We start from the raw sequence: 21,835 nt of genomic DNA, 5'->3' as shown, positions 1-21,835 counted from the left end.
ACAGTTATGCAAACAAAGATAATTTGATGCCGCAACTGCTCGCGGTTGTATCAGACTACCCTCAGGCATATTTACTGTGCCTGGTCTGCATAAACAGGAATCGAAGTCCATTGCGGCGAATTTTTCGTCACTTTGGCAACAATCACTGTCATGTCATCCTCAATTGCACCTCCTCTTGTCCGAACAACTTCTTCTAATATTAAATCAGCCATTTCCTGCGGGTCGTCTGTCTGCATATTCCGGATTTTTCGTTTCAGCCACATATCAATATTTTCAATATGCTTAGGCCCGTCCAGGATACCATCGCTCATCATGATTAAAATATCACCTGATCTCAATTGCTCACCGACGATATCGACATCAAATTCCTGAATGATTCCCATCGGCAGATTACTCGCCTCAACCTTAATGATTTCATCCCCCCGTTTAATCAGACTTGGGGTAGAACCAATTTTCAGAAATTTAACTGACGCATTATGCAAATTAATGACCGCAAGATCCAGCGTGGCGTACATTTCATCAGTTGTTCTTAACGACAGGATAGAGTTGATCGACTTGATCGCGACACTCTCCGGTATACCTGTATGCAAAATCTGCTGCAGCAATCGTAAAGTTTCTTCACTTTCCTCATTGGCACGAGTGCCATTACCCATTCCATCACTGATGGCCATGGCATATTTACCTTCTCCAAGTTCAATTGTGCGGTAACTGTCCCCTGAGACGAGTCCGCCTCCCTTTGCCGCATTGGCAATCCCCGTATCGACGACATATTCTTTTGCCGAGCCGAATACCAGTTGGCAGTATCCGTTCGGAAATGGTGATACGTCTTCTTTTTTCACGATAATCATTTCATTGAGAATATCAGATAGTACCGGCGCAATCAGCTTCGATCCTTCTCCATGATATTCATAAAAAGATAATGTCATCTCCAAATCTACATTCCCTTTTTCCAGCCGGTAGATATCAAGCTTTTCCAATGCGATTCCCATATTTGTCAGCGTATCAATAATTTCCATTTCCTGTTTTTCGTGATGCTCCCGTTCTTTAAGAATCTCGTTTGCAAAATCATCCATGACCTCAGACACACCCTGCAGCTGGTCAGCGACAAAGCGTTTGCTTTCCATCACTTGTTTCTTCAATTTTTTATTCGCTTCAAAAAATGAAATTTCATCTTTCATCGTATCCATAACTTTTTTGTTTTTGACACAATGATTCTCAAAGTCACGAACCGATTTGTGATTCGGTTCTTTTCCATCTGCCAGATCATTCTTTAAGTTCTCCATTAACGAATACGTTTTATCAAATTGCTGCTCCCAGCATCGTTCTTTCATAAAACAGGTCTGGCAGGTTTTTTCAGTCACCTGGCTCAGAAAATAGTCCGTCTCCCGCCTGGCATTAATGCCGTCTTCATCTGTTTCTTCCACCGATGAAAAACTTTTTGACAGCGCTTCAAAAACATCAGAAAATTGCTCAACACGTTTAGCTGTAACATTGCGGACTTTCTGCAGATATTGCTCCTGCTCATTAGAGTGTTCCGTGGTCCCCGGTATATAGCGGGACAGCTTTTTTATCCATCCTGATGGCGTAATCAGAAACAATACAATGGCAATCGACGTTTCGGTAAGTGACGGTATAACCCCTGCCACATCAGCATAAATTGCAATCAGAAACGTTCCGACCAACAGTCCGATACTGACACCAACTTTGTTGCCTTCCTTGAGAAGCCCGCCAAGCAGTCCGGAAAAGGCAAGCAAGCTCATCTGATACAGATTGGCAACATTTGCAAGCGACAAAATAAGTCCCGCTACAACGCCAACGGTTGATCCGATAGCCGCACCCCCGACAAATGAAAGCAGCAGTACAAAATACCGGGAGAAAATTTGTTCAATGGAGGCATTATAGACTTCCCAGCCGATCGTTCCCGTGAGAATCGATGCCAGGAGTATAATCAAACAAACAATCTCCTCATTTTTTAATGCGGGTTTAAAACGTTGTGGTGATAATAATGGAATACTCTGCATAAAGATTAATACCAGGACGGTTCCCAGAACACCTTCTACCAACATCAGCATCCATTCATAAGATGACAGCTGCCCCCAAAGCGAATAAATGAACAACCGCGGGGCTACTGTTGAAAAGAAAACAAAAACAGGCAGCAGTACTTGCTGTTTGCTGAAATTCTTAAAAATGCCGGCCATAAAAATAAACAGGGTCATCGCCAGCATAATAAATACCCCATGCGTGACAGAATAACTGATGGCTCCGGCTAAAACAGCAAGCATCACTTTCGCGGCTTTCTCCCTATGTATAAGCCAGATCCCGGCTAAAAAAGCAACCGCAAATGGAGAAACCACGGATAGAATGATAGCTCGTCCAAGCAAAAAGCCGACAAGAAAAAATAACCATCCTTTTTCCAACAGCAACGATTTCAATTGTGCGGAGAATCTGATGCGAAGTTTTTCCAGGAGCCCCTGGTTAACACCAAGTGCTTTGGTTTCCGCGCGTGAAATTGAATTTATCATACAATACCACTCCCTCTTGCCACTCATTAAATCACATAATGCAATCTTTTTTTGTCAAAACAACAGGGCGGATTCAAAAAATCGTTCGACTGGTTTCTAAGCGGACAAGCTATTTTCTACACAGATTCCGTATTCTGTTTAGTGGTGTCATCTTTTTGTCATTATCTTCTGGAGTACTGGTGAAGAGCCGTAACTGATGTTATGAAAATTGGAGAGTCAGCCGAATTCCGTATATGTTTTCTGTTTCAATGATAAAATTTCTGTTGACACATAGGTTTTGCTGTTGTATTATATTTTTTGTGACTGAATTTGGCGGTGTAGCTCAGCTGGCGAGAGCATACGGTTCATACCCGTAGAGTCGGGGGTTCGAATCCCTCCGCCGCCATTAAGATAAAAAGGAAATCGGCTGTTCGTCGATTTCCTTTTTTTATGACGGGGCTAATTCTGAATCCGACTGCGGGCGAACATTTTCGCCTAAAAACCATATAAAAAGCAGGTGCTGCTTACAAAATCGCAGCACCTGCTTTTTATTTATGGGAAAAGTTACCCCGCATGTCCTTAATGTCCGATTCTGTTCAACTAACATTCAGTGGGGAAAAACGGTCCACTGAATGAAGTTTCACTTTATCATCAATTTTTCATAGACAGCAAACTGCTATCCTCTTTTAGCACCTCGACCTCCGCGTTTGGATTCCGTGTGCTTTTTCAAAGAGGCTAAACGGTCTTCCGAATCCTTAAGAAATTTATTCATTTTTGATTCAAAAGATTCCGTACGTTGACGATTCCGCTGACGTGGCGGTCTATCCTTAGCCTTTTTGATGGAAAGACCAATCTTACCATCCTTTTCAACATTAAGCACCTTGACCGTTACCTCATCGCCAACGCTCAGGTGATCATTAATGTCCTTCACATAGTTGTCGGCAACCTCACTAATATGGACAAGGCCCGTTTTTCCTTCCTCAATTTCTACAAAGGCTCCGAAATTAGTGATACCGGTTACCTTTCCCTGCAGCTTGCTGCCTACTTCGATTGACATAAAGAAAGTGCTCCTCCTTAGAATTTTGAAAAGTATACTTCTTATATATTATAGACAGTATTGTAAAAGCGTGTCAATAAGAGGGCTTTTCATCAGGAATGTTAAAAATTAACTCGCCTTCTTTTGAGAAAAAGTAATTGGTCCGCGCGATATCCAATACGTATTCCTCATCGTTCAACAGGTTAATTTCTTCCTTCAGATTCCGTTCCTCTTTTTCAAGTGATGCCATCTCGCTCTGGAGTTGTTCATACTGCTCTTTTTTTTCGGCATGGAGCGCCCGCTGATTGAAATGGTAGGCGGCTAAACTGCCGAAAGCGATTAACACTACGATTGAAAATAATACCAGTCGGCGTCTAAGACGCTGTTTCTTGCGTTTTTGTCTTCCTATGTAGGCATCATACTGCTGCATATAATTCGAATCTAATCGTGTTACATTTTTTTCCTCTAAAGACATAGACATCTACCTCCTCTTAGAGATGAGATTGTTTATCCATTTCTTGAATGTATTCTCTATTGTACTATAAAACCCTGCTATTTTGTGTAACTTTTTTTGAATTGTTTGAGGAAGCATTCCAAAAATCATTCGAACGATCCAAAATATCGGGATCAAAACAATTGATAAGCTATATCGTATCATATTCAGCAGTATTTTTAATGTAAATACAATAACCGTCATAATCAATTGGAAAATGAATTTGATCGGTGCAATAATTATGATTTTGACCATCTTTTCCAGGAATTGATAAACCTGAATAGAAATGCTGATCATATGTTCCAGCAGCTGCTTATATGTTTTGGCAGCTGCTGCCTGGTACATGGCAAAACCCAGCAGAACGGCAATGAACACATAGAAACGCAATTCACCGCTATTCACTTGGAATAAAACATAATATAACAGCAAAGTCTGCGTCAGCCAAAAACTGATTTCCATAAAGTATTTCAAAAATACACGTTGCTTCCAGGTTACGGAGAGACGCCGGAACGTATCCAGCGCAATCCCCAGGTAAAACCCCCCGGCAATCATGGAAAGCATCGTTATGAACTGCACATCGAGCGTCATTTGAATAGCTTGCTAAAGAATCCTTTAGCTTTCTCCTGATGATGTTCATCTACATAGGAAAGCTCGTACACCTTACCCTTGATAGTGACAACGCCGTCACTCACATCCAGGTTTTTCAATTGCAGGTTTTGCCCGCGGATGATTAAGTATCCCATGACCGTTTCCAGTAAAAACTCTTCATTGTCGAAACTATCGACTTCTTTGACACCGGTTATCTCCAGGTTTTTTCGGTTTTTAACTGTTACAGTATGTTCCTGCTCCGTCCGATTAACGGATTGCTGTTCATAATAATTCATACACTTCGCCCTCCTTATCACTATCACTGTATGATAACGAGGACAAGTATAGAACTATGCTAATTCACTTTCTCTTCACTGATTACTTTATACAAGTTATCCGCATCATCTTTTTTTGCTGCTTCTGTTAATGACGTCACTTTAAGCGTCATCACTTTCTGGCCGAATCTGATCACCATTTCATCACCGACCGACAAGACCGTTGAAGCCTTTGCGGGATTGCCATTAACAGTAATACGTCCCTGCCCGGCCACTTCCTTTGCCAGTGTCCGGCGTTTAATCAGTCTCGACACTTTCAAAAATTTATCAAGCCGCAATGCTATCACTCTTTTCTTTTTGCCTGGTTCCAATAATAATCCATTTCTTCCAGGGTAGTTTCCCCAATGCCTTTGCCCTCTGTCTGTAATTGCTTTTCAATATGGGAAAAACGCGACATGAACTTCCGGTTCGTCTGATTCAATGCTATTTCCGGATTTACTTTATAATACCGTGATATGTTGGCTAATACAAACAATACATCACCAAGTTCGCTTTCCAATTCCGTCTGATTTTGTGTATTGATTGCCTCCTGCACTTCATCCAATTCTTCCTGAAGTTTTTTCCATATATCCTGGATATTATCCCAGCCAAACCCGACTTTGGCTGCTTTTTTCTGCAGTTTAAATGCCTTTGCCAGCTGCGGCAGCCCCGCTGGTATACCGTCCAGCACCGAGTTCCGCTGATCGCCTTTTTCTTCTTGTTTCAGTGCGTCCCATGTTCTGTAAACAGCATCAACAGTATCGGCCGATTGATCTTTAAACACATGCGGATGCCGATGGATCATTTTATCGGTGATCGAACGAATGACATCATCAATGGTAAAATAACCATCATCTTCACCGACCTGACTGTGGAGCATCACCTGCAGCAGCATGTCACCCAGTTCTTCTATTATGCCGTCATCATCTTGTTCGTCAATCGCTTCGATTAATTCATAGACTTCTTCAATGGCATATTCCCGCAGTGTTTCATGGGTCTGGGCACGGTCCCACGGGCAACCATCAGGAGCTCTTAATGCGGCAATGACCTCACGCAGGCGCGTAAACGTATGATGCAGCATCTCTTCCGGTACGGGTGGAACATAAACGGAAATAAGATTATTAACGCTGGACAAAGCATGGTCGAGCTTTTCCAAGTGAATGTCAATTATATTTTCCTGTCCGGTGCCGACTGCCTCAACGATTTTCACCGGATAATCCGGCGGCAAATCGTCAAGCAGTTCAAGCTTAATGTTTGATGCGATAAACCGGTCATACACCTGACTGAAAATAATATGATGACGATAATTTAATTGATTGCGGTCAAACCCAGTCCCATCAACAAATTGAAAGCCGTCAATCGGATCAATTTTCAATGATGTGAACAAAGCATCAAGATAGCTGTGACCTCCTGCAATTTTTACCGGCACATCATCTTGCTCCAACAATAGCTGTACCGTCTTTTCAGCAAGCATCGGATGGCCGGGGACCGCATAGACAATGGAACTGTTCTGTGCTTTTTCCAGCAGTGTATCGGTAATCTGCCGGTACACATTGCCAAACTGATCTGTTGTTTCGTAAATGTGATCGAAGGGTGTGAAGGTGACGCCTTCTTTTTCTAATTGCTTCATAACCGGATGGCCGGCCGTACGTACATACAACGGCGTATCCTGACCGGTTAATTTTTTATACATACCAAGTGTTAGCTGGTCCAAATCACCGGCACCAAGTCCGATAATTTCGATTCTATGACGCATTAACGATCCCTCTCTTTATGTATTCGAGTCAAAACCCGGGCAAACGGAAACATGGACAGCTCTTTTTCTGTAAAAGCCCTGAGCCGCAGCAGCAAAACCAGATAGACAATCGCACCGGCAATTGAAATGCACATCACATAGAATAATAAGGAGGTTCTCGAAGTAATCGGTTCAATCAGATAATCCATCCCGGCTAAAAAAACTGACATCCCTGTTAAAGCTATAACAAGTGCGGTCCAATTCAAATGGTTTACCGGATTAAGATCAGGCAGTTTTCGTTTTAATGCCATGATCATCATGGTGGCAAAAGCAACCAGGCCAAGCACAGTGGCCGCTGCACTCCCGGTTATCCCGAACAGCGGCACCAGCACCTGATTACCGGTCCATTTCAGGAAAAAAGCAATTAAAACAAAACCCGCTGTCCGTTTCATAAAACCCATTCCCTGCAGAATGGAGGCGGCAGTTATGCCTACAGAACTGAGCAAAATGGCGATAACCAGTATTCTCAGACTTCCCGTTCCGCTATCATCCTGAAACAGAAGTACGTTTGCCTCGGGAAAAATCATCACTAATCCTGTTGTTGCCCCCGCCGCCAAATAAAAACTGACATGCAGAGCACTCCGGATAGAATCATCAATTGCTTTAGCCCCGCTCTTCAATTTTTCTCCCGATAACGCGGGGACTAATGCCAATGCAAATGATGATCCCAGAACCGTTCCGAGCTGAATGAGCGGCTGCCCGCGGTCAAAGACGCCTTTTGCTTCCATTGCTTCACGTTTGGAGAGTCCAAATTCCTGCAGGCTTGGAATAAGTGTGAATGTATCGGCAAGCTGAATAATAATCAGAACCATATGATTCAATGCTGCAGTGAAGCCTAAAACAAGCAATGTTTTCACATAATACTGCCATGGGACCATCAATTGCTGCTTTACTGATGGCCTGCAGCGGAAAAAGAAAACAAGAAGAATGCCAATGGCCGTCAAGGCGCCTATGATCGAGGCAACAGCAGCTGCCTCTCCAATACTGTATATATCTTCCGGACAGATGTAAACCCATATGGCAGCAGCAATAATCAAAAGAACGCGCGTCAGTTGTTCGCCCATTTGGGAATACGCTGTCGGTTTCATTAACTGCCTGCCCTGAAATACACCCCGCAAGAGGGCAGAACAAGGAATCAGCAGAAAGATAAAGGCAGCCAGTTCATATGTACGCCTCATCCTGGTGTCCCCTGCCCATACAGCCATTTCTTCTGCATTGAAAAACATAAACAGAAAGGCACTGCCCGACATCAGCAGCATGATCAGAAAGACCGGCAGATAGAAAGACCGGAGCGAAACCCCTTTCCCTTGTGCTTTAAAATCAGCTGTCATTTTTGATATGGCAGAAGGGAAACCATATAAAGCTACAATCATAGCGATACCAAGAAACGGATATACTTGCTGATAAATATAAAAACCCATATCCCCAGTCAGATTCTGCAGCGGAACCCGGTATCCGGCGCTCAGCAGCTTACTGAAGAAGCTTGCCAATGTCAGCAGTAAAGCACCTTTCATCAGTTTGTTACGCTCATTCTCACCCATCACAGACGCCTTTCTCCAGAAAAACATTTGTATTTATTATAGCATAAGAAAAGAGGCATGCTGTACAACCGTTACGCAAACGAAAAAAGCGCCTTATTTTTAAAAAATAATGGCACTTTTTCCAATCAGATGAGTATGTTACCTAAGAAAACATAGTCCGTTGATTATTCCATTTGTCTTGCCAGAAAACTTGAGGCTGTCTGGACCGATTTTTGTTCAACATCACTCAGCTTATGGCCATCTTTTGAAAATAACATCACACAGCCGATTGGATCGCCGCTGGCAATAATCGGACTGATGCAATACGAATCGAGCTCTTCTTCCTGTCCCTTGATAAGCTCAGCAGCAGATGGCTCTGTTTCATAGGCCATTGTACGGTCTTCCATCGTCTTTTCCGGCTGTGAACCGATACTCTTATTTAAGTAATCTTTTTTTGACTCGCCTGCCACAGCAATAACCTCATCACGGTCGCAAATCAAAACCGGGTAGTTGAGCGAATCAAACAGTGCTTCTGCATATTCGTTTGCAAAAGAACTCAGCTCACTTATCGGGGAATATTTCTTTAAAATAACTTCACCTTCCCGGTCAACAAATATTTCTAATGGATCACCTTCGCGGATACGCAACGTTCTTCTGATTTCTTTTGGAATGACTACCCTTCCTAAATCATCAATGCGACGTACAATTCCTGTTGCTTTCATGTTAGGAAGCCCTCACTTTCTATGATGATTGTTCCTGGTGCACGTGTTTTCAGACGTTACCTCCATGAGAAAAAACACCAGTTGTGAGTTTAGTATGAAACATCTTAAAAGAACTATACATCGTTTATAAACGGAGGTTATGCTTTTTTTATTAGAATTGCACTTCAACCTCCCCATGAGCAAACGCCCACTGCAGGTCCATAACAACTTTTTTTGTTTAACAATTCCTATGGATTTTAATCATACCTATCAACGTCAGACAGCTGACTGATAAAGTTTTCGAGTATTTCATATCGCTGATGCTGTGCATCTTTGCTCCATTTATACATGATTTTTAGTTTTTGGCCTTCCGTTCCAAGCTGAATTTCCCGCCCAAATTGATTGGCCAGGGTAAATAGTTTTGAACCGTCAATTTGCTGACTGCGGTTTTGACTAACGAGCACTTCAACTTTCTTCGGTTTCTCACTGATTGATTCAATCCGTTGGTGTTTTGCCTGTCTTTTCAATGACGACACAACAAACAGATTCGCGACTTCTTCTGGATAATCCCCAAAACGGTCAATCAATTCATCTCGAAGATCCGAAATAGCTTCAGATGATGTAATCGACTGGAATTGTTTATATATATCAATTTTTTGCTTTTCATCATCAATATACGTATCTGGTATATAGGCATCCAATGTAAGCGATAATTCCGGCTCCAGTGTTTCGATTTCATCAAGTTCTTTTCCTGATTTGCGCGCTTCAATCGCATCTTTCAGCATTTGCGAATACATATCGAATCCTACAGAATCAATGAATCCGTGCTGCTGTGAACCGAGCAGATTACCCGCACCCCGGATTGATAAGTCGCGCATGGCAATTTTAAAACCAGAGCCAAGTTCAGTGAACTCTTTAATCGCCTCGAGCCGTTTTTCTGCCACTTCACTAAGCACTTTATCCTGATTATGGGTGAAATAGGCATAGGCAACCCGATTGGAACGGCCGACTCTTCCCCTTAACTGATAAAGTTGACTGAGCCCCATCCGGTCCGCCTGGTTGACGATTAATGTATTGACATTCGGGATATCGACACCAGTTTCAATAATCGTTGTGCTGACGAGAACATCATACTCGCCTTCCAGAAACGCAAAAATGATATTTTCAAGTTCTGTTTCATTCATCTGGCCGTGAGCAACAGCAATCCGGACGTCATCAACAAGCATGCCGAGGTCTCTCGCCACTTTGTCAATGTTTTCCACCCGATTATGGAGGAAAAATACCTGACCGCCGCGTGCCAATTCCCGTTCAATAGCTTCCCGCACAAAGACAGGATTGTACTCCATCACATACGTCTGGATCGGGAAACGATTTTCCGGCGGAGTTTCAATAACCGACAAATCCCTGACTCCAAGCATCGACATGTGCAATGTTCTTGGAATTGGGGTTGCAGTCAATGTAAGCACATCGACATTTGATTTCAGCCGTTTGATTTTTTCTTTATGCTTGACGCCAAATCGCTGTTCTTCATCTACAACTAAAAGGCCCAAGTCACGATAGATCACATCTTTTGATAATAACCGGTGAGTCCCGATTACAATGTCGACAGTTCCTTTCCGAAGCCCTTCGATTGTTTCATTTTGCTGTTTCCGCGTACGGAACCTGCTCAGCATGCCAATTTCAACCGCCTGGTTCTGGAATCGTTCCTGAATCGTTTCAAAATGCTGCTGTGCCAGAATGGTAGTCGGGACAAGGATGGCCACTTGCTTCCCATCTGCCACTGCCTTAAAAGCAGCACGGATGGCCACCTCGGTTTTGCCATACCCGACATCGCCGCAAAGCAGACGATCCATGGGACGTTCTTTTTCCATGTCTGCTTTAATCTCAGCAATACAACGCAGCTGATCCTCAGTTTCCTCATACGCGAAGGTAGCTTCAAACTCATTCTGCAATTCCGTTTCTTCACTGAATGCATACCCTTTTCGGGATTCCCGCTCCGCGTACAGTTTAATAAGGTCATCCGCGATATCTTCCACGTTGGACTGCACTTTCCGCTTGACTTTGGCCCACTCGCTGCCGCCCAGTTTATACAGCTTTGGTTCTTTGCCTTCCGACGCGACATATTTCTGAACAAGATCAATCTGATCAATTGGCACATACAGCTTATCATCACCGGAATATTTGATCAGCATAAAATCTTTATGCAAACCATTCATTTCCAGTGTTTCGATTCCTAAGTACTTACCGATTCCATGGTGTGCATGAACGACATAATCGCCCACTTTTAATTCCTGATAGTTTTTGATGCGTTCTGCATTGGAAATCTTCTGTCTTTTACGCGGGCGTTTTGTTTTCTTTTTGAATAGTTCGTTTTCCGTAATCAGCACAATTTTATGCATCGGGAATTCAATGCCGTTGCTGATCTCACCGACCGTTATCGTTGGTCTTTGCACTGGCAGTTCAAGCTGGCTTGCCACATCCGCTTCAATCGAATAATCCTTGAATATGGATTGTATCTTTTCAGCCCGCCCCGCATTCGGCGCCAGAACTACTACAGAAAAATTGCCTTTCTCCCAACGTTTGAGTTCATTTTTCAACAGGTGCATCTGCCCATGAAACTCCTGCATCGCTCTTGTTGATAAATTAACGATATTTTGCGGTTGTGTATTCGGAATATGACGCAGGAATACAGACATATAAATGCGTTGATGCGAAATACTGTCCCAGACCGAGTTCCAGTCATATGAAAAATGGCTGTTTCGGACCATTTTATTGGCTTCGAGCAAGCTGCTATACCATTCAGCCTCTTCTGCGTCAAGACTGGTTGCTGTTTCCTGGATTCTGCTCATTTCATCAAAAATCATTAATCCATCTGACGGCAAGTAATCTAGCAGACTAGCTGGATTATTATAGAAGAAGCCAATATATTTATACATTTCCTGAAAATGTTCCAAGTTTTTCAAACGCTCGATATCATGCTCAATCGTCCCGGCCAATGTCTCTTTTGCTTCCTGAGAGCTCGCTTTCTTCAGTGACTCAGCTAACGCTGCCTCAAGACGCTGGGCAGCTGTCAATCTATCTTCCTCCGTCAACAGCATTTCCGTTGCCGGGCCGATTGTAACAGCAGTCTGCTTATCCAGGGAGCGCTGGCTTTCTGCATCAAAAAAACGAATCGAATCAATTTCATCATCAAACAGTTCAATACGCACCGGATGTGTTTCAGTAACGGGGTAAATATCAATAATGCCGCCGCGCCGGCTGAATTCACCCGGTGCGGTTACCATTGAAACCCGTTCATAACCCATGTCGACAAGCGATGACAGGTATGCATCCAAGTCAATTTGTTTTTCAACTTGAAAGTTTAGCTGATATCGGACCCAATAATCGGTCGGCGGCAGCATGCGCTTTAATGCTGCTACCGGTGCAATCAGGATTCCTGATTTTTTTTGCGACCATTCAGTTAATGCCTCAATACGCTGCGCCTTCAGTTCTGGACTCGCAACGGCAATTTCCGAAGCGATCAATTCATTGACAGGATATAAATGGACATGCTCCTCACCCGTAAATGCCGTTAAATCATCATACAGCTGCTGTGCTTGTATAAGTTGATGCGTTACAAGCAAAACAGGTTTTTCGAATGATTCATTGATAATGGATACAAAAAGACTCCGGGAAGAACCCGAAAGGCCGGCAACCAGCTGTTCCTTCATCCCGTCCGATATGCCATTTATAACGGATGATACATCTTCTTTCGATCGTAAAAATTCATGAATTCCCTTCATTTTTCCCCACCTGTTTACGTGCAAAAATGCCTTGATTACCGTTGTTTAGGGAACCAAAGCTTTTTGCCCAATATATTATATTATTGTATAAAATAGTCCAGTTCATGATACTGTGGAAGACTCTCAAGTGACTCCTCACAGCTTTCACAGATGGACTTTATTGTTATGCCACCATTCGCTTCATAGCTAATCATATCACGTTTATCCTCAGATGATAACTGATCCAGCCCGAGCATTGATGTATCGACCATTTGCTGATCCAGTTTGCCGATTTCCTGGCCGCAATGTCTGCATTTATAGACGATTGCCATATAATTCCTCCTCGAATAAACACAGGGTATCCTAAAGTTTATCCGAAAAGCGTATATTTATACTTATGTGATGATGGTTCAGAAAGATGGCTAAAAGGCCAGGAAATTCATTCGTTAAGGACCTATCAACTGTTAAAATCGTTCATAACCTTGGCAAACGTCTGCTGCATCCATGCTTCACACGCATCAGCGCCTTTATCGATGCTTGATCTAACATCCTCCTGCTGTGCTTTTGAAAATGGCTTTAATACATAATCGACCACAGGCATAGCGGTATCCGGTCTCCCGATTCCGATACGCAAACGGTTGAATTCTTTTGTGCCGACATGGTCGATAATCGAACGGATACCATTGTGCCCGCCATGACCACCTTTCTGACGCAGACGGATTTTCCCTGCCGGCAGATCAAGGTCATCAAAAACAACCAGAATATCTTCAGGTTTCATTTGGTAAAAGTCCATTAAAGGGCGGACTGACTCTCCGGAGAGGTTCATAAATGTCTGAGGCTGCAGCAGTATGATTTTTTCACCACCAGACATCTCCACGGTCGACTTGCCGTTAAATTTATCCTTTTTCAACTTTTGGTCATAACGTTCAGCCAGTTCATCAATGACCATAAATCCGACATTATGACGGGTTTTAGCATATTTTTTTCCTGGATTGCCCAGACCCACGATACATTTCATTTTGCTACTTCCTTTATGGCATTATTTTATCACGTCTTATTGTCTTTTAATTCGCGTAAACTCGATGTGTCATTTGTACCGGACTTTTGAACAACCTCTTTTAGACTGAATGAAGCAAAACCCTCCTAATATCTGCTGACTAGGAGGGTTTGTTGCTTAACATGTTATTCGCTTTTTTCCTCTTCGTCTTCAGAGTCATCTTCAGCACCAACCAGTTCCGGCTCTGCATCTTCGTCCGCTTCTTCTTCTATATCATCCATAGTGTCCGGCGGCACAATAGTAGCCACTGCCGTATCCGGTTCCTCGGTTATTTCATAGAGGTCTGCTTTTGGAAGGTCCTCGACTGTGAGGGTGTCACCAATGTTCATCTGAGTGACATCAACAGTAATGACTTCCGGAATATCTGCCGGTTTAGCACGTACCTGCAATTCATATAACGGCTGCTGCAGGACACCGTCATCTTTCGCACCAACTGGTTCTCCATCGAGTGTCAGAGGCACTGATACATCCATTTTCTCTTCAAGGTTAACGACGTAGAAGTCGGCATGAATCAGTTCATCTTTCAATGGATCCGTCTGATATTCATGCAGCATAACATCGACTGGTGTGTCATTTTCAACATCAAGTGAGATGATAGCATTTCTTCCTTCGTCACGTACTGTTTTGACTAATTCAATGTTATTGACGGAAATAGCCTTTGGTTCATTATCCTTTCCATATACAACTGATGGGACATCTCCATCCAGTCTGATCTGCTTTGTAGCAGATTTCCTCAGGTCGTTGCGTTTTGTTGCTTTTAATGTTACTGCCATTCTTATCACCCTCCATTATTTCAAAACCTGAATTTGCTCAGGTTTTATATGGCAAATTCTTTTTTCAATAACGTTTCTATTAAAACATAATTTAACGCTTTATACAAAACACATCGACTATTTCTGTATTTAGTCAAACAAAATACTGACTGACTTGAGTTCATGAACACGGGTGATTGCTTCACCAATCAGCGGTGCAACAGATAACTCTGTAACTTTCTCGCTCTTCATATCTTCGGTCAGCGGGATTGAGTTCGTGACAACCAATTCCTTGATTTTGGAATCGTTTATGCGTTGAAGTGCAGGTTCTGATAAAACAGGATGTGTACAGCATGCATAAACTTCCTTGGCGCCATTTTCGACCAATGCATTGGCAGCTGCCGTAATCGTACCTGCTGTATCAATGATATCATCAATGAGGATTGCTGTCTTGCCTTCGATATTACCGACGATGTTCATCACTTCCGATACATTCGGACGCGGACGGCGTTTATCTATAATGCCGATTGGGGCCTTGAGATAATCCGCCATCTTCCTTGCCCGGGTCACACCGCCATGATCAGGCGAAACAACGATAATATCTTCAAACTCCATTTTCTCAAAATGGGTGGCCAACAGCGGCACGCCTTGCAAGTGATCAATTGGCACATTGAAGAAGCCTTGGATTTGCGGCGCATGCAGATCAAGGGTGATTACCCGATCGGCACCGGCTGTTTCCAGAAGGTCAGCTACAAGCTTAGACGTTATCGGTTCCCTTGAACGTGCTTTGCGGTCCTGTCTGGCATAGCCGTAATATGGCATGACAATATTGATGGATTTAGCAGACGCACGCTTCAGGGCATCTATCATAATCAACACTTCCATCATATGCTGATTAACTGGTGATGAAGTCGATTGAATAACATATACGTCGCGGCCGCGGACGCTCTCCTCAATATTAATTTGAATTTCTCCGTCACTAAAAGTGGCTACTGTACATTCTCCCAATGTTGTCCCGATATGATCTGCAATATCCTGAGCCAGCTTCCGGTTTGAGTTCAGTGAAAACACCTTTAACATTGAATCCTTATAGCCAGATGCCATGAAATTAACCCTCCGTTAGTCCTTTTTTTGATTTCTGATTCGTGATGCATAACCCTCTTTATTTGCTTGTCTTGCCCGGGCAATTGATAATGCATCGTCAGGCACATTCTTCGTGATCGTGGAACCTGCAGCAACATAAGAGCCTTCCCCGACAGTTACCGGTGCAATTAAATTGGAATTACAGCCGATAAATGCATCATCTTCAATCGTTGTCAGATATTTATTCTTCCCGTCATAATTAACCGTAATCGTCCCACAGCCGATGTTTACATTGTTTCCAACTTCAGTATCGCCGATATAGCTTAAATGAGAAACTTTGCTATTATCACCCAAAGATGATTTTTTCACTTCAACAAAATTGCCGATCTTTGCCCCATTGCCAATGGATGCTTCCGGCCGCACATGTGAATAAGGGCCAACATGCACCCGGTCGCCTATATGGCTGTCCCTGGCAACGCTTTGTTTAATGATACTTCCTTGTCCAATATGACAGTTATCAATTTCCGTATGCGGTCCAATTTCAGCATCTGCTTGGATGGTGGTTTCCCCTTTAATGATAGAGCCTGGGTGAATCAAAACGTCCTGTTCGATCGTAACATCCGGACTGATGTATGTGTTGTCCGGGTCTATCAGTGTTGCGCCATTCCGCATATGCTCTTCATTAATACGTTTTTTTAGTGTTTTTTCTGCATGGGCGAGTGCTACACGGTCATTAATGCCCAGTGTTTCTTCAAAGTCAGGTGTCTGAAATGCACTTACTTTTTCATCCCGGCTTTGCAGGATTTCGATGACATCTGGCAAATAGTATTCACCTTGCACGTTATCATTCGATACATGCTGAAGTGCTTCGAAAAGCATTTTATTATCAAAACAGTATGTACCTGTATTGATTTCGTCCACCTGAAGTTCTGAACCTTCTGCATCTTTATGTTCAACAATCCGTTCCACTTCATTCTGATCATTGCGAATGACCCTGCCATAACCTGAAGGATCCGGCGCTTTTGCGGTTAAGACTGTAGCCTTGGCTCCTTCCTGTTCATGATGATCAAATAGCGCCTGAAACGTTTCGCTGGTAATCAGCGGAGTATCTCCACAGACGACAATGGTTGTTCCATCTTTGTTTCTAAGTAAGTCTTCGGCCTGTAATACAGCATGGCCTGTCCCTAATTGTTCTTCCTGTAAAACCATTTCGCTCTCGTCGCCGATATATTGGGTAACTTTCTTCGCACCATGGCCGACGATGGTTATCATTTTGTCAAGATTCACAGGTTTTAATTGTTCGATCACATGCTGCAGCATGGGACGGCCCATTAACGGATGAAGCACTTTATATAGCTTTGACTTCATTCGGGTTCCCTGTCCTGCAGCAAGAATCACAGCATAACGATTTGCCATGGGGAATCCTCCATTCCATTTATCCATTATGAATATATCTTAAAAAAACGTTATTTTCAACAGATAAAGCGAAACTTCATTCAATGGGGCGTTTTTTCCCATTGATTGTTAGTTGAGCAGAATCGGGCTTTAAGGGCGGCAGGTTGCTGTCCGTTATATGGGGATAAGTACGTCAAGGGAATGTATTTGAAGAAAAATGAAGGATTGATGCTGATAAAAATATCTGAAAAAAAGTTTTATACCCCACGGATGTAATGAAAAAGCCGAAAAAAGAATCAATGAAGCTTCATTCAGCCCCCCACTTAACTTTTCCTGGATTCCTTGAAACATTGAAGTGGGGGCTTGCCGTCCGTTAAGACGGGGTAAAAAAGAAGGGCTAACCCGCAGATCAGTCCTTCTGGTTATTATAAATTTAGGATGCCCCAGCTTCCTCGTATTTTTCCGATGTTTCTCCGGCACGATGATATTCTTCTAATACTGCATCCTGAATCTTACCGCGAGTATTAGAATTGATAGGGTGGGCAATATCCCTAAATTCACCGTCAGGGGTGCGTTTGGAAGGCATAGCCACAAACAACCCGTTGTTGCCATCGATAACACGGATGTCGTGGACAACAAATTCCTCATCCATGGTAATCGATGCAATTGCCCGCATTCTCCCCTCTGTGTTCACGCGGCGTAATCTAACGTCAGTAACTTCCATGATGTTTCACCACCTTTTCCCTTTTGAACTTATTACCATAATTCAACAAAAATATAAGAATTCCTGCTTATTCAATAAAAAAGTTTTAGAAAATATTGCCTTTTTTCAAAAAGGGGTGACAAATCACTGCGACCACGCACATCTTAAGTGAAATTTCCATGATGGACTTCAATGGTTCTTTGTTTCATATCCACATTTGTAATCTTTACCAGAGACGTGAAACTGTCCACTTCGCGTTCATCTTCTTCATCATCTGCTTCTGCCAGTACACCGATTGCCTGCACCTTTGCATTAAATTCATCCAGCAAACTCATCATGCCATTAATCGTTCCGCCTGCTTTCATAAAGTCATCAATGATACATACATTGGCGTGATCCTGTAAGCTCCGTTTTGGCAGCACCATTGTCTGGATTTTTCGGGATGAACCTGAAACATAATTGATACTGACAGAAGACCCCTCTGTCACTTTCGGGTCACGCCTAACGATAACGACAGGCACATTCAGGACTGATGCTGTTGCATAAGCAAGCGGGATACCCTTAGTCGCAACAGTCATGACCACGTCAATTTCCAGATGGGAAAAAGCCGAGGCTAACACACGGCCAATCTGATTCACCATCTTTGGATCACCTAAAATATCGCTCATATACAAATAGCCGCCAGGAAGTATGCGGCTGGTATCTTCCAAATTATGGCAGAGCTCATCAATAAATTGATTGGCTTTTTCCCGGGAGAAATCAGGTATAAAGCTGACGCCCCCTGATGCTCCGGGAAGGGTATGTAAATGACCGTTCCCTTCTTCCTGCATCACACGGTCAACAATCGACAGGTCTTCACTGATTGATGATTTGGCTGCATCGTATTTATCGCTGAAGTACGGCAATGACGTATGCTCTTTAGGATTTTCCAGAAAGTAGTTCGTTAATGATACTAACCGATCACTTCGTTTCATATAGCCACCTCAAGTTCAATATCCGAATGTTTTAAATAAATATATCATTAATATACGTGTTTAATCAAATGCTTAGCGCCGATCAAGTAACTGCACGATGTAAACTTCATCGCAAAAACCTCTTAAGCCGTTATAAACACGCTTTGCTTTGCTGAAATGTCTCGCAAGGCCCACAACAGTGGGGCCGCTCCCGCTCATAACGGCACCGTCCACACCAGTCTGAAGCATTTTTTCTTTGATTCGCTTTACTTCCGGATATAGAGGAAACGTCACACCTTCCAATGAATTACCGATGTGATTGCACAGCTTTTCGAAATTCTTTTCTTCCAAAGACTGAATAACTTCATCTGTCTGTGGGTGATAAAGTGTGTCAAGAATAACTTTTGGGAAAATATGTCGGGTGGATATTCCAATATTCGGTTTCGCCAGCACAACATAGCAAGGCGGTGGTGAGGACAGTATACGGATTTCCTCCCCATAGCCTGTCCCGATCGCGGTATCGCCATAAATACAGAAAGGCACATCAGAACCGAGGTCCGCACCAAGTTCAACCAATTCATCCAAAGGCGCATTAACCGACCACATCCGGTTAAGACCGCGCAGCACTGCAGCAGCGTCACTGCTTCCGCCGCCGAGTCCTGCTGACACAGGGATATTTTTTTGAATGTCAATGCGGACACCCTGATACACCTGATATTTATTTTTAAAACTAAGAGCCGCCTTATAAGCTATATTCCGTTCATCGTTAGGGACATACTGGCTGTCAGTGGAGACCTCTATTCTGTCCCTTTCAAGCGTATACAGCTCGATTCGGTCAGCCAAATCTACAGTTGTCATAATCATTTCAACTTCATGAAATCCATCCTCGCGTTTTCCCAGAACATCTAGTGATAAGTTAATTTTAGCCGGCGCCCTTTCATATAAAACCATCTCTATCACCCACTCTGTATGGAGACTTAACTTTTTCGAGGGAGTTTGCGTATTTTCCGATAATGTAAAAACTACAGCAAATTGTATCATATTCACAAGGCAGTAGCGACCTTTAAGTATGTGGAAGTCTTACATGCGGAATAAAAAAGGCAAACCCCTGTAAGGGCTTGCCTTATGACTTCATGTTTTGCTCAGCCATTTCAATTGCACGTTTCACCATATTACCGGCATCCTTTGCTCTGATGCCGCCCCAGCCTTCTTTCTGAATTGTGTCGTAAAAACCTAACTCTTTTGCAATTTCTTCTTTCAGCTGATCTGACATTGCTCCGCCGCGTCTGGCCATGAAAGAATATCCCCTTTCCCATCAAGAGTGTTTACGACATCTATAGTTTATGGAGATTGCTGAAAGAAACACCCGTTATATATATACAAAAAAGGAAATATTTATTACTGGAGGTTTTCGCATATTATTTGGATATCATTCTAAAACTGAAAAGGCATATCAACTAAAAAAGCAGTAAACCCAAGTTCACTGCTCTGCAATCATTGCTTTCCCATCCTGAAAATTCAACTCCACTGTCTCGGTCAATACGTCGGCATAGCTGTATGAAACACGTTCGAATGCATTCTCGTCCTGATCCAATTCAACGATAAAAACAGAAGGATATGTTTCTGCTAATATGCCGCAGCGTTCAATTGTTTTGCGCCTGCCACCGTTCGCTTTTAAACGCAACCGTTGGCCGACATGACCCTCAAGACCTTGCTTGATTTCGATTAATGTTTTTGCCACTATACTCCACCTCACTAGATACAATGGTAGCATATGCTTGTATAACAGTCAAGTAAAACTTTATATTATAACAGCATAGCTTTTTAGATGTCAACAAGAAAAATCGTCCTTCACTGTATATTGTGGCAAATTCTTTACAAATTATGTATACTGCAGTGGCAGAGCATTTGAAGTCTGATGTAACGGGAACCGGCGTGACACCGATTCCTCTGTTAACAGGTAAATTAATAATCATTTTCCTCTGGTATATAAGGCATCCCTGTGCGTAAAAGACCCCTTGTTTCCACGCCTCCCATCCCCTTCTCACCGGTTAATGTATTGCGGAGAGCATCCCATACTCCCACTTTCTCCATAAACGGTGTATATGCGATTTTTGCTGCAATATAAACCGGGTCCAGTGCATGAATGTTAATGCGGGAGGGTGAGCTTGCAAAGTTCGCTCCAGCCCGGATAAGCGACTCAAAGTGTGATTGACAGGCACCGGCAAATATCACCAGATCATCCAGCCGGGGATTCTTTTTTCTTATATTTTCAACAGTTTCGGCAAAATACTTTGAATGACGGTAGGCTCGAAGATCACTTTTCAGCCCTTTATTTCCTGAAAATGCATCATGACCTGTGATTACAATTATATTAGGCTGAATGGCGTCGACGAGCGAACCAATTTCTTGCGGCATTTCCTTTTCATGGACATAGACACCATGGACTTCAAGACCAACTCTCTGATACAATTCGGTACATTTCCTGAGATACGTACGGTCACCATCAATATGCAGAACTTTCGCAGGCAGTTGAAAAAAACCGGCTGTGTGCTGATACCCGTTGCCTGACTGATACTCGCGCTTATCTTTCATTAACTGGTAATCCTGCCGAAACAGCCGGTACGAATATTCCTCCTGCTCCTTCACCTTCTGTTTCAGCCTTTTTAGATCCCTTTGTCCGACACGCACCAGATCATCCAAAGGCGCATCTGCTGCAAGACGCATATCTTCACCATGAAGGATAGCAGTGTCCCCGGTGACGGATGCAATACGGAACAATAAATCATGGTTATGTGATTGTCGCGTGACGCGTTCACCTGCTGAAAAACTCATAAATCCACCTCATAGCCTCTAATCCGGATGATGCAGTGGGAACTTTTCCTCCACTGTGCCAGTAAAAGGCATATATATATCTACCTACAGGCTATGAAATCAGAGCCTGCCTTGTGTCTAATCTTTAAACAGAGAAAATATAGGCTATAGGCGTCACGAAGCAACAGTTTTTAGGAAAACAGCTTAACAACAAGAACAAAGGCGCAAGCGCCCGTTTAGCGACGTACGGACTGGACTGAACCGCAGGAGATAAAGGAAACACGGCGACCATAGGGAGCCGCTGTTGACTTATCGGACGGAGGTGAAGGAAGTCACGCTAGTCGCTGGGCGCTGGAGCCGGACGTGGCA

21 protein-coding genes and 1 tRNA gene are annotated in these 21,835 nt (G+C 43.2%); 1 reads left to right on the top strand and 21 read right to left on the bottom strand.

All coding sequences use genetic code 11. The features are described 5' to 3' along the window. Positions 1-71: 71 nt before the first annotated feature. Complete coding sequence (gene spoIIE / locus VK097_RS04215; RefSeq protein ID WP_324210553.1) at positions 72-2,522, bottom strand: stage II sporulation protein E; 2,451 nt, start codon at positions 2,520-2,522, stop codon at positions 72-74. Between the two features lie 311 nt (positions 2,523-2,833). Between spoIIE and VK097_RS04210 the strand changes: the two genes are divergently transcribed. Next, positions 2,834-2,907: transfer RNA gene (locus tag VK097_RS04210), tRNA-Met, on the top strand. 270 nt (positions 2,908-3,177) lie between these two features. Here the strand turns inward: VK097_RS04210 and VK097_RS04205 are convergent. The 20 genes from VK097_RS04205 to yabG form a co-directional block, all read right to left on the bottom strand. Beyond that, positions 3,178-3,558: a S1 domain-containing RNA-binding protein gene (locus tag VK097_RS04205; protein ID WP_324210552.1), complete on the bottom strand. Its 381-nt coding sequence runs from the start codon at positions 3,556-3,558 to the stop codon at positions 3,178-3,180. Positions 3,559-3,631: 73 nt separating this feature from the next. Then, positions 3,632-4,012: an FtsB family cell division protein gene (locus VK097_RS04200; protein ID WP_324210551.1), complete on the bottom strand. Its 381-nt coding sequence runs from the start codon at positions 4,010-4,012 to the stop codon at positions 3,632-3,634. Between the two features lie 6 nt (positions 4,013-4,018). Continuing rightward, positions 4,019-4,618 carry a spore cortex biosynthesis protein YabQ gene (gene yabQ / locus VK097_RS04195; RefSeq protein ID WP_324210550.1) on the bottom strand — a complete coding sequence of 200 codons (600 nt, stop codon included), beginning with the start codon at positions 4,616-4,618 and terminating at the stop codon, positions 4,019-4,021. After that, complete coding sequence (yabP, locus tag VK097_RS04190; protein ID WP_324210549.1) at positions 4,615-4,914, bottom strand: sporulation protein YabP; 300 nt, start codon at positions 4,912-4,914, stop codon at positions 4,615-4,617. Before yabP ends, yabQ begins: the two co-directional genes overlap by 4 nt. 59 nt (positions 4,915-4,973) lie before the next feature. Continuing rightward, on the bottom strand, positions 4,974-5,231 hold the full coding sequence (locus VK097_RS04185; protein ID WP_324210548.1) for an RNA-binding S4 domain-containing protein: 258 nt from the start codon (positions 5,229-5,231) through the stop codon (positions 4,974-4,976). A gap of 5 nt (positions 5,232-5,236) precedes the next feature. Then, a complete protein-coding gene (yabN, locus tag VK097_RS04180) occupies positions 5,237-6,688 on the bottom strand; it encodes a bifunctional methyltransferase/pyrophosphohydrolase YabN (protein WP_324210547.1) in 1,452 nt (483 codons plus the stop codon). After that, the gene (locus VK097_RS04175) at positions 6,688-8,268 is read right to left on the bottom strand and encodes a putative polysaccharide biosynthesis protein (protein ID WP_324210559.1); all 1,581 of its coding nucleotides are present in this window, start codon (positions 8,266-8,268) and stop codon (positions 6,688-6,690) included. Before VK097_RS04175 ends, yabN begins: the two co-directional genes overlap by 1 nt. 164 nt (positions 8,269-8,432) lie before the next feature. Further along, positions 8,433-8,969: a stage V sporulation protein T gene (gene spoVT / locus VK097_RS04170; RefSeq protein WP_324210546.1), complete on the bottom strand. Its 537-nt coding sequence runs from the start codon at positions 8,967-8,969 to the stop codon at positions 8,433-8,435. 236 nt (positions 8,970-9,205) lie between these two features. Then, positions 9,206-12,730, bottom strand: coding sequence for a transcription-repair coupling factor (gene mfd, locus VK097_RS04165; RefSeq protein ID WP_324210545.1), 3,525 nt, complete (start codon positions 12,728-12,730; stop codon positions 9,206-9,208). A gap of 80 nt (positions 12,731-12,810) precedes the next feature. Beyond that, positions 12,811-13,041 carry an anti-sigma-F factor Fin gene (fin, locus tag VK097_RS04160; protein WP_324210544.1) on the bottom strand — a complete coding sequence of 77 codons (231 nt, stop codon included), beginning with the start codon at positions 13,039-13,041 and terminating at the stop codon, positions 12,811-12,813. Positions 13,042-13,166: 125 nt separating this feature from the next. Then, entirely contained in the window at positions 13,167-13,727 is a 561-nt protein-coding gene (gene pth / locus VK097_RS04155; protein ID WP_324210543.1) for an aminoacyl-tRNA hydrolase, read from the bottom strand. Between the two features lie 164 nt (positions 13,728-13,891). Next, a complete protein-coding gene (locus tag VK097_RS04150; protein WP_324210542.1) occupies positions 13,892-14,539 on the bottom strand; it encodes a 50S ribosomal protein L25/general stress protein Ctc in 648 nt (215 codons plus the stop codon). Between the two features lie 129 nt (positions 14,540-14,668). Then, on the bottom strand, positions 14,669-15,622 hold the full coding sequence (locus VK097_RS04145) for a ribose-phosphate diphosphokinase (RefSeq protein ID WP_324210541.1): 954 nt from the start codon (positions 15,620-15,622) through the stop codon (positions 14,669-14,671). A gap of 15 nt (positions 15,623-15,637) precedes the next feature. Then, positions 15,638-17,017, bottom strand: a complete 1,380-nt coding sequence (glmU, locus tag VK097_RS04140) for a bifunctional UDP-N-acetylglucosamine diphosphorylase/glucosamine-1-phosphate N-acetyltransferase GlmU (RefSeq protein WP_324210540.1) — start codon at positions 17,015-17,017, stop codon at positions 15,638-15,640. Between the two features lie 412 nt (positions 17,018-17,429). Next, on the bottom strand, positions 17,430-17,720 hold the full coding sequence (gene spoVG, locus VK097_RS04135) for a septation regulator SpoVG (protein WP_324210539.1): 291 nt from the start codon (positions 17,718-17,720) through the stop codon (positions 17,430-17,432). 143 nt (positions 17,721-17,863) lie between these two features. Then, positions 17,864-18,673 carry a pur operon repressor gene (purR, locus tag VK097_RS04130; RefSeq protein ID WP_324210538.1) on the bottom strand — a complete coding sequence of 270 codons (810 nt, stop codon included), beginning with the start codon at positions 18,671-18,673 and terminating at the stop codon, positions 17,864-17,866. Between the two features lie 72 nt (positions 18,674-18,745). After that, the gene (gene ispE / locus VK097_RS04125; RefSeq protein ID WP_324210537.1) at positions 18,746-19,603 is read right to left on the bottom strand and encodes a 4-(cytidine 5'-diphospho)-2-C-methyl-D-erythritol kinase; all 858 of its coding nucleotides are present in this window, start codon (positions 19,601-19,603) and stop codon (positions 18,746-18,748) included. Between the two features lie 172 nt (positions 19,604-19,775). Next, on the bottom strand, positions 19,776-19,946 hold the full coding sequence (locus VK097_RS04120; RefSeq protein ID WP_324210536.1) for a small, acid-soluble spore protein, alpha/beta type: 171 nt from the start codon (positions 19,944-19,946) through the stop codon (positions 19,776-19,778). 186 nt (positions 19,947-20,132) lie between these two features. Continuing rightward, positions 20,133-20,393 (bottom strand): biofilm formation stimulator Veg, encoded by a 261-nt coding sequence (gene veg / locus VK097_RS04115; protein ID WP_324210535.1) that lies wholly within the window; start codon positions 20,391-20,393, stop codon positions 20,133-20,135. A 224-nt stretch (positions 20,394-20,617) separates the two neighbouring features. Beyond that, positions 20,618-21,487, bottom strand: coding sequence for a sporulation peptidase YabG (gene yabG, locus VK097_RS04110; RefSeq protein WP_324210534.1), 870 nt, complete (start codon positions 21,485-21,487; stop codon positions 20,618-20,620). Positions 21,488-21,835 lie beyond the last annotated feature (348 nt).

The sequence above is a fragment of the Lentibacillus sp. genome, from assembly GCF_035301675.1.
In the GTDB taxonomy this organism is placed as follows: domain Bacteria; phylum Bacillota; class Bacilli; order Bacillales; family Amphibacillaceae; genus Lentibacillus.
Note: the sequence above shows the minus strand (reverse complement) of the source record. Positions and strands in the feature narration are given on the sequence as shown.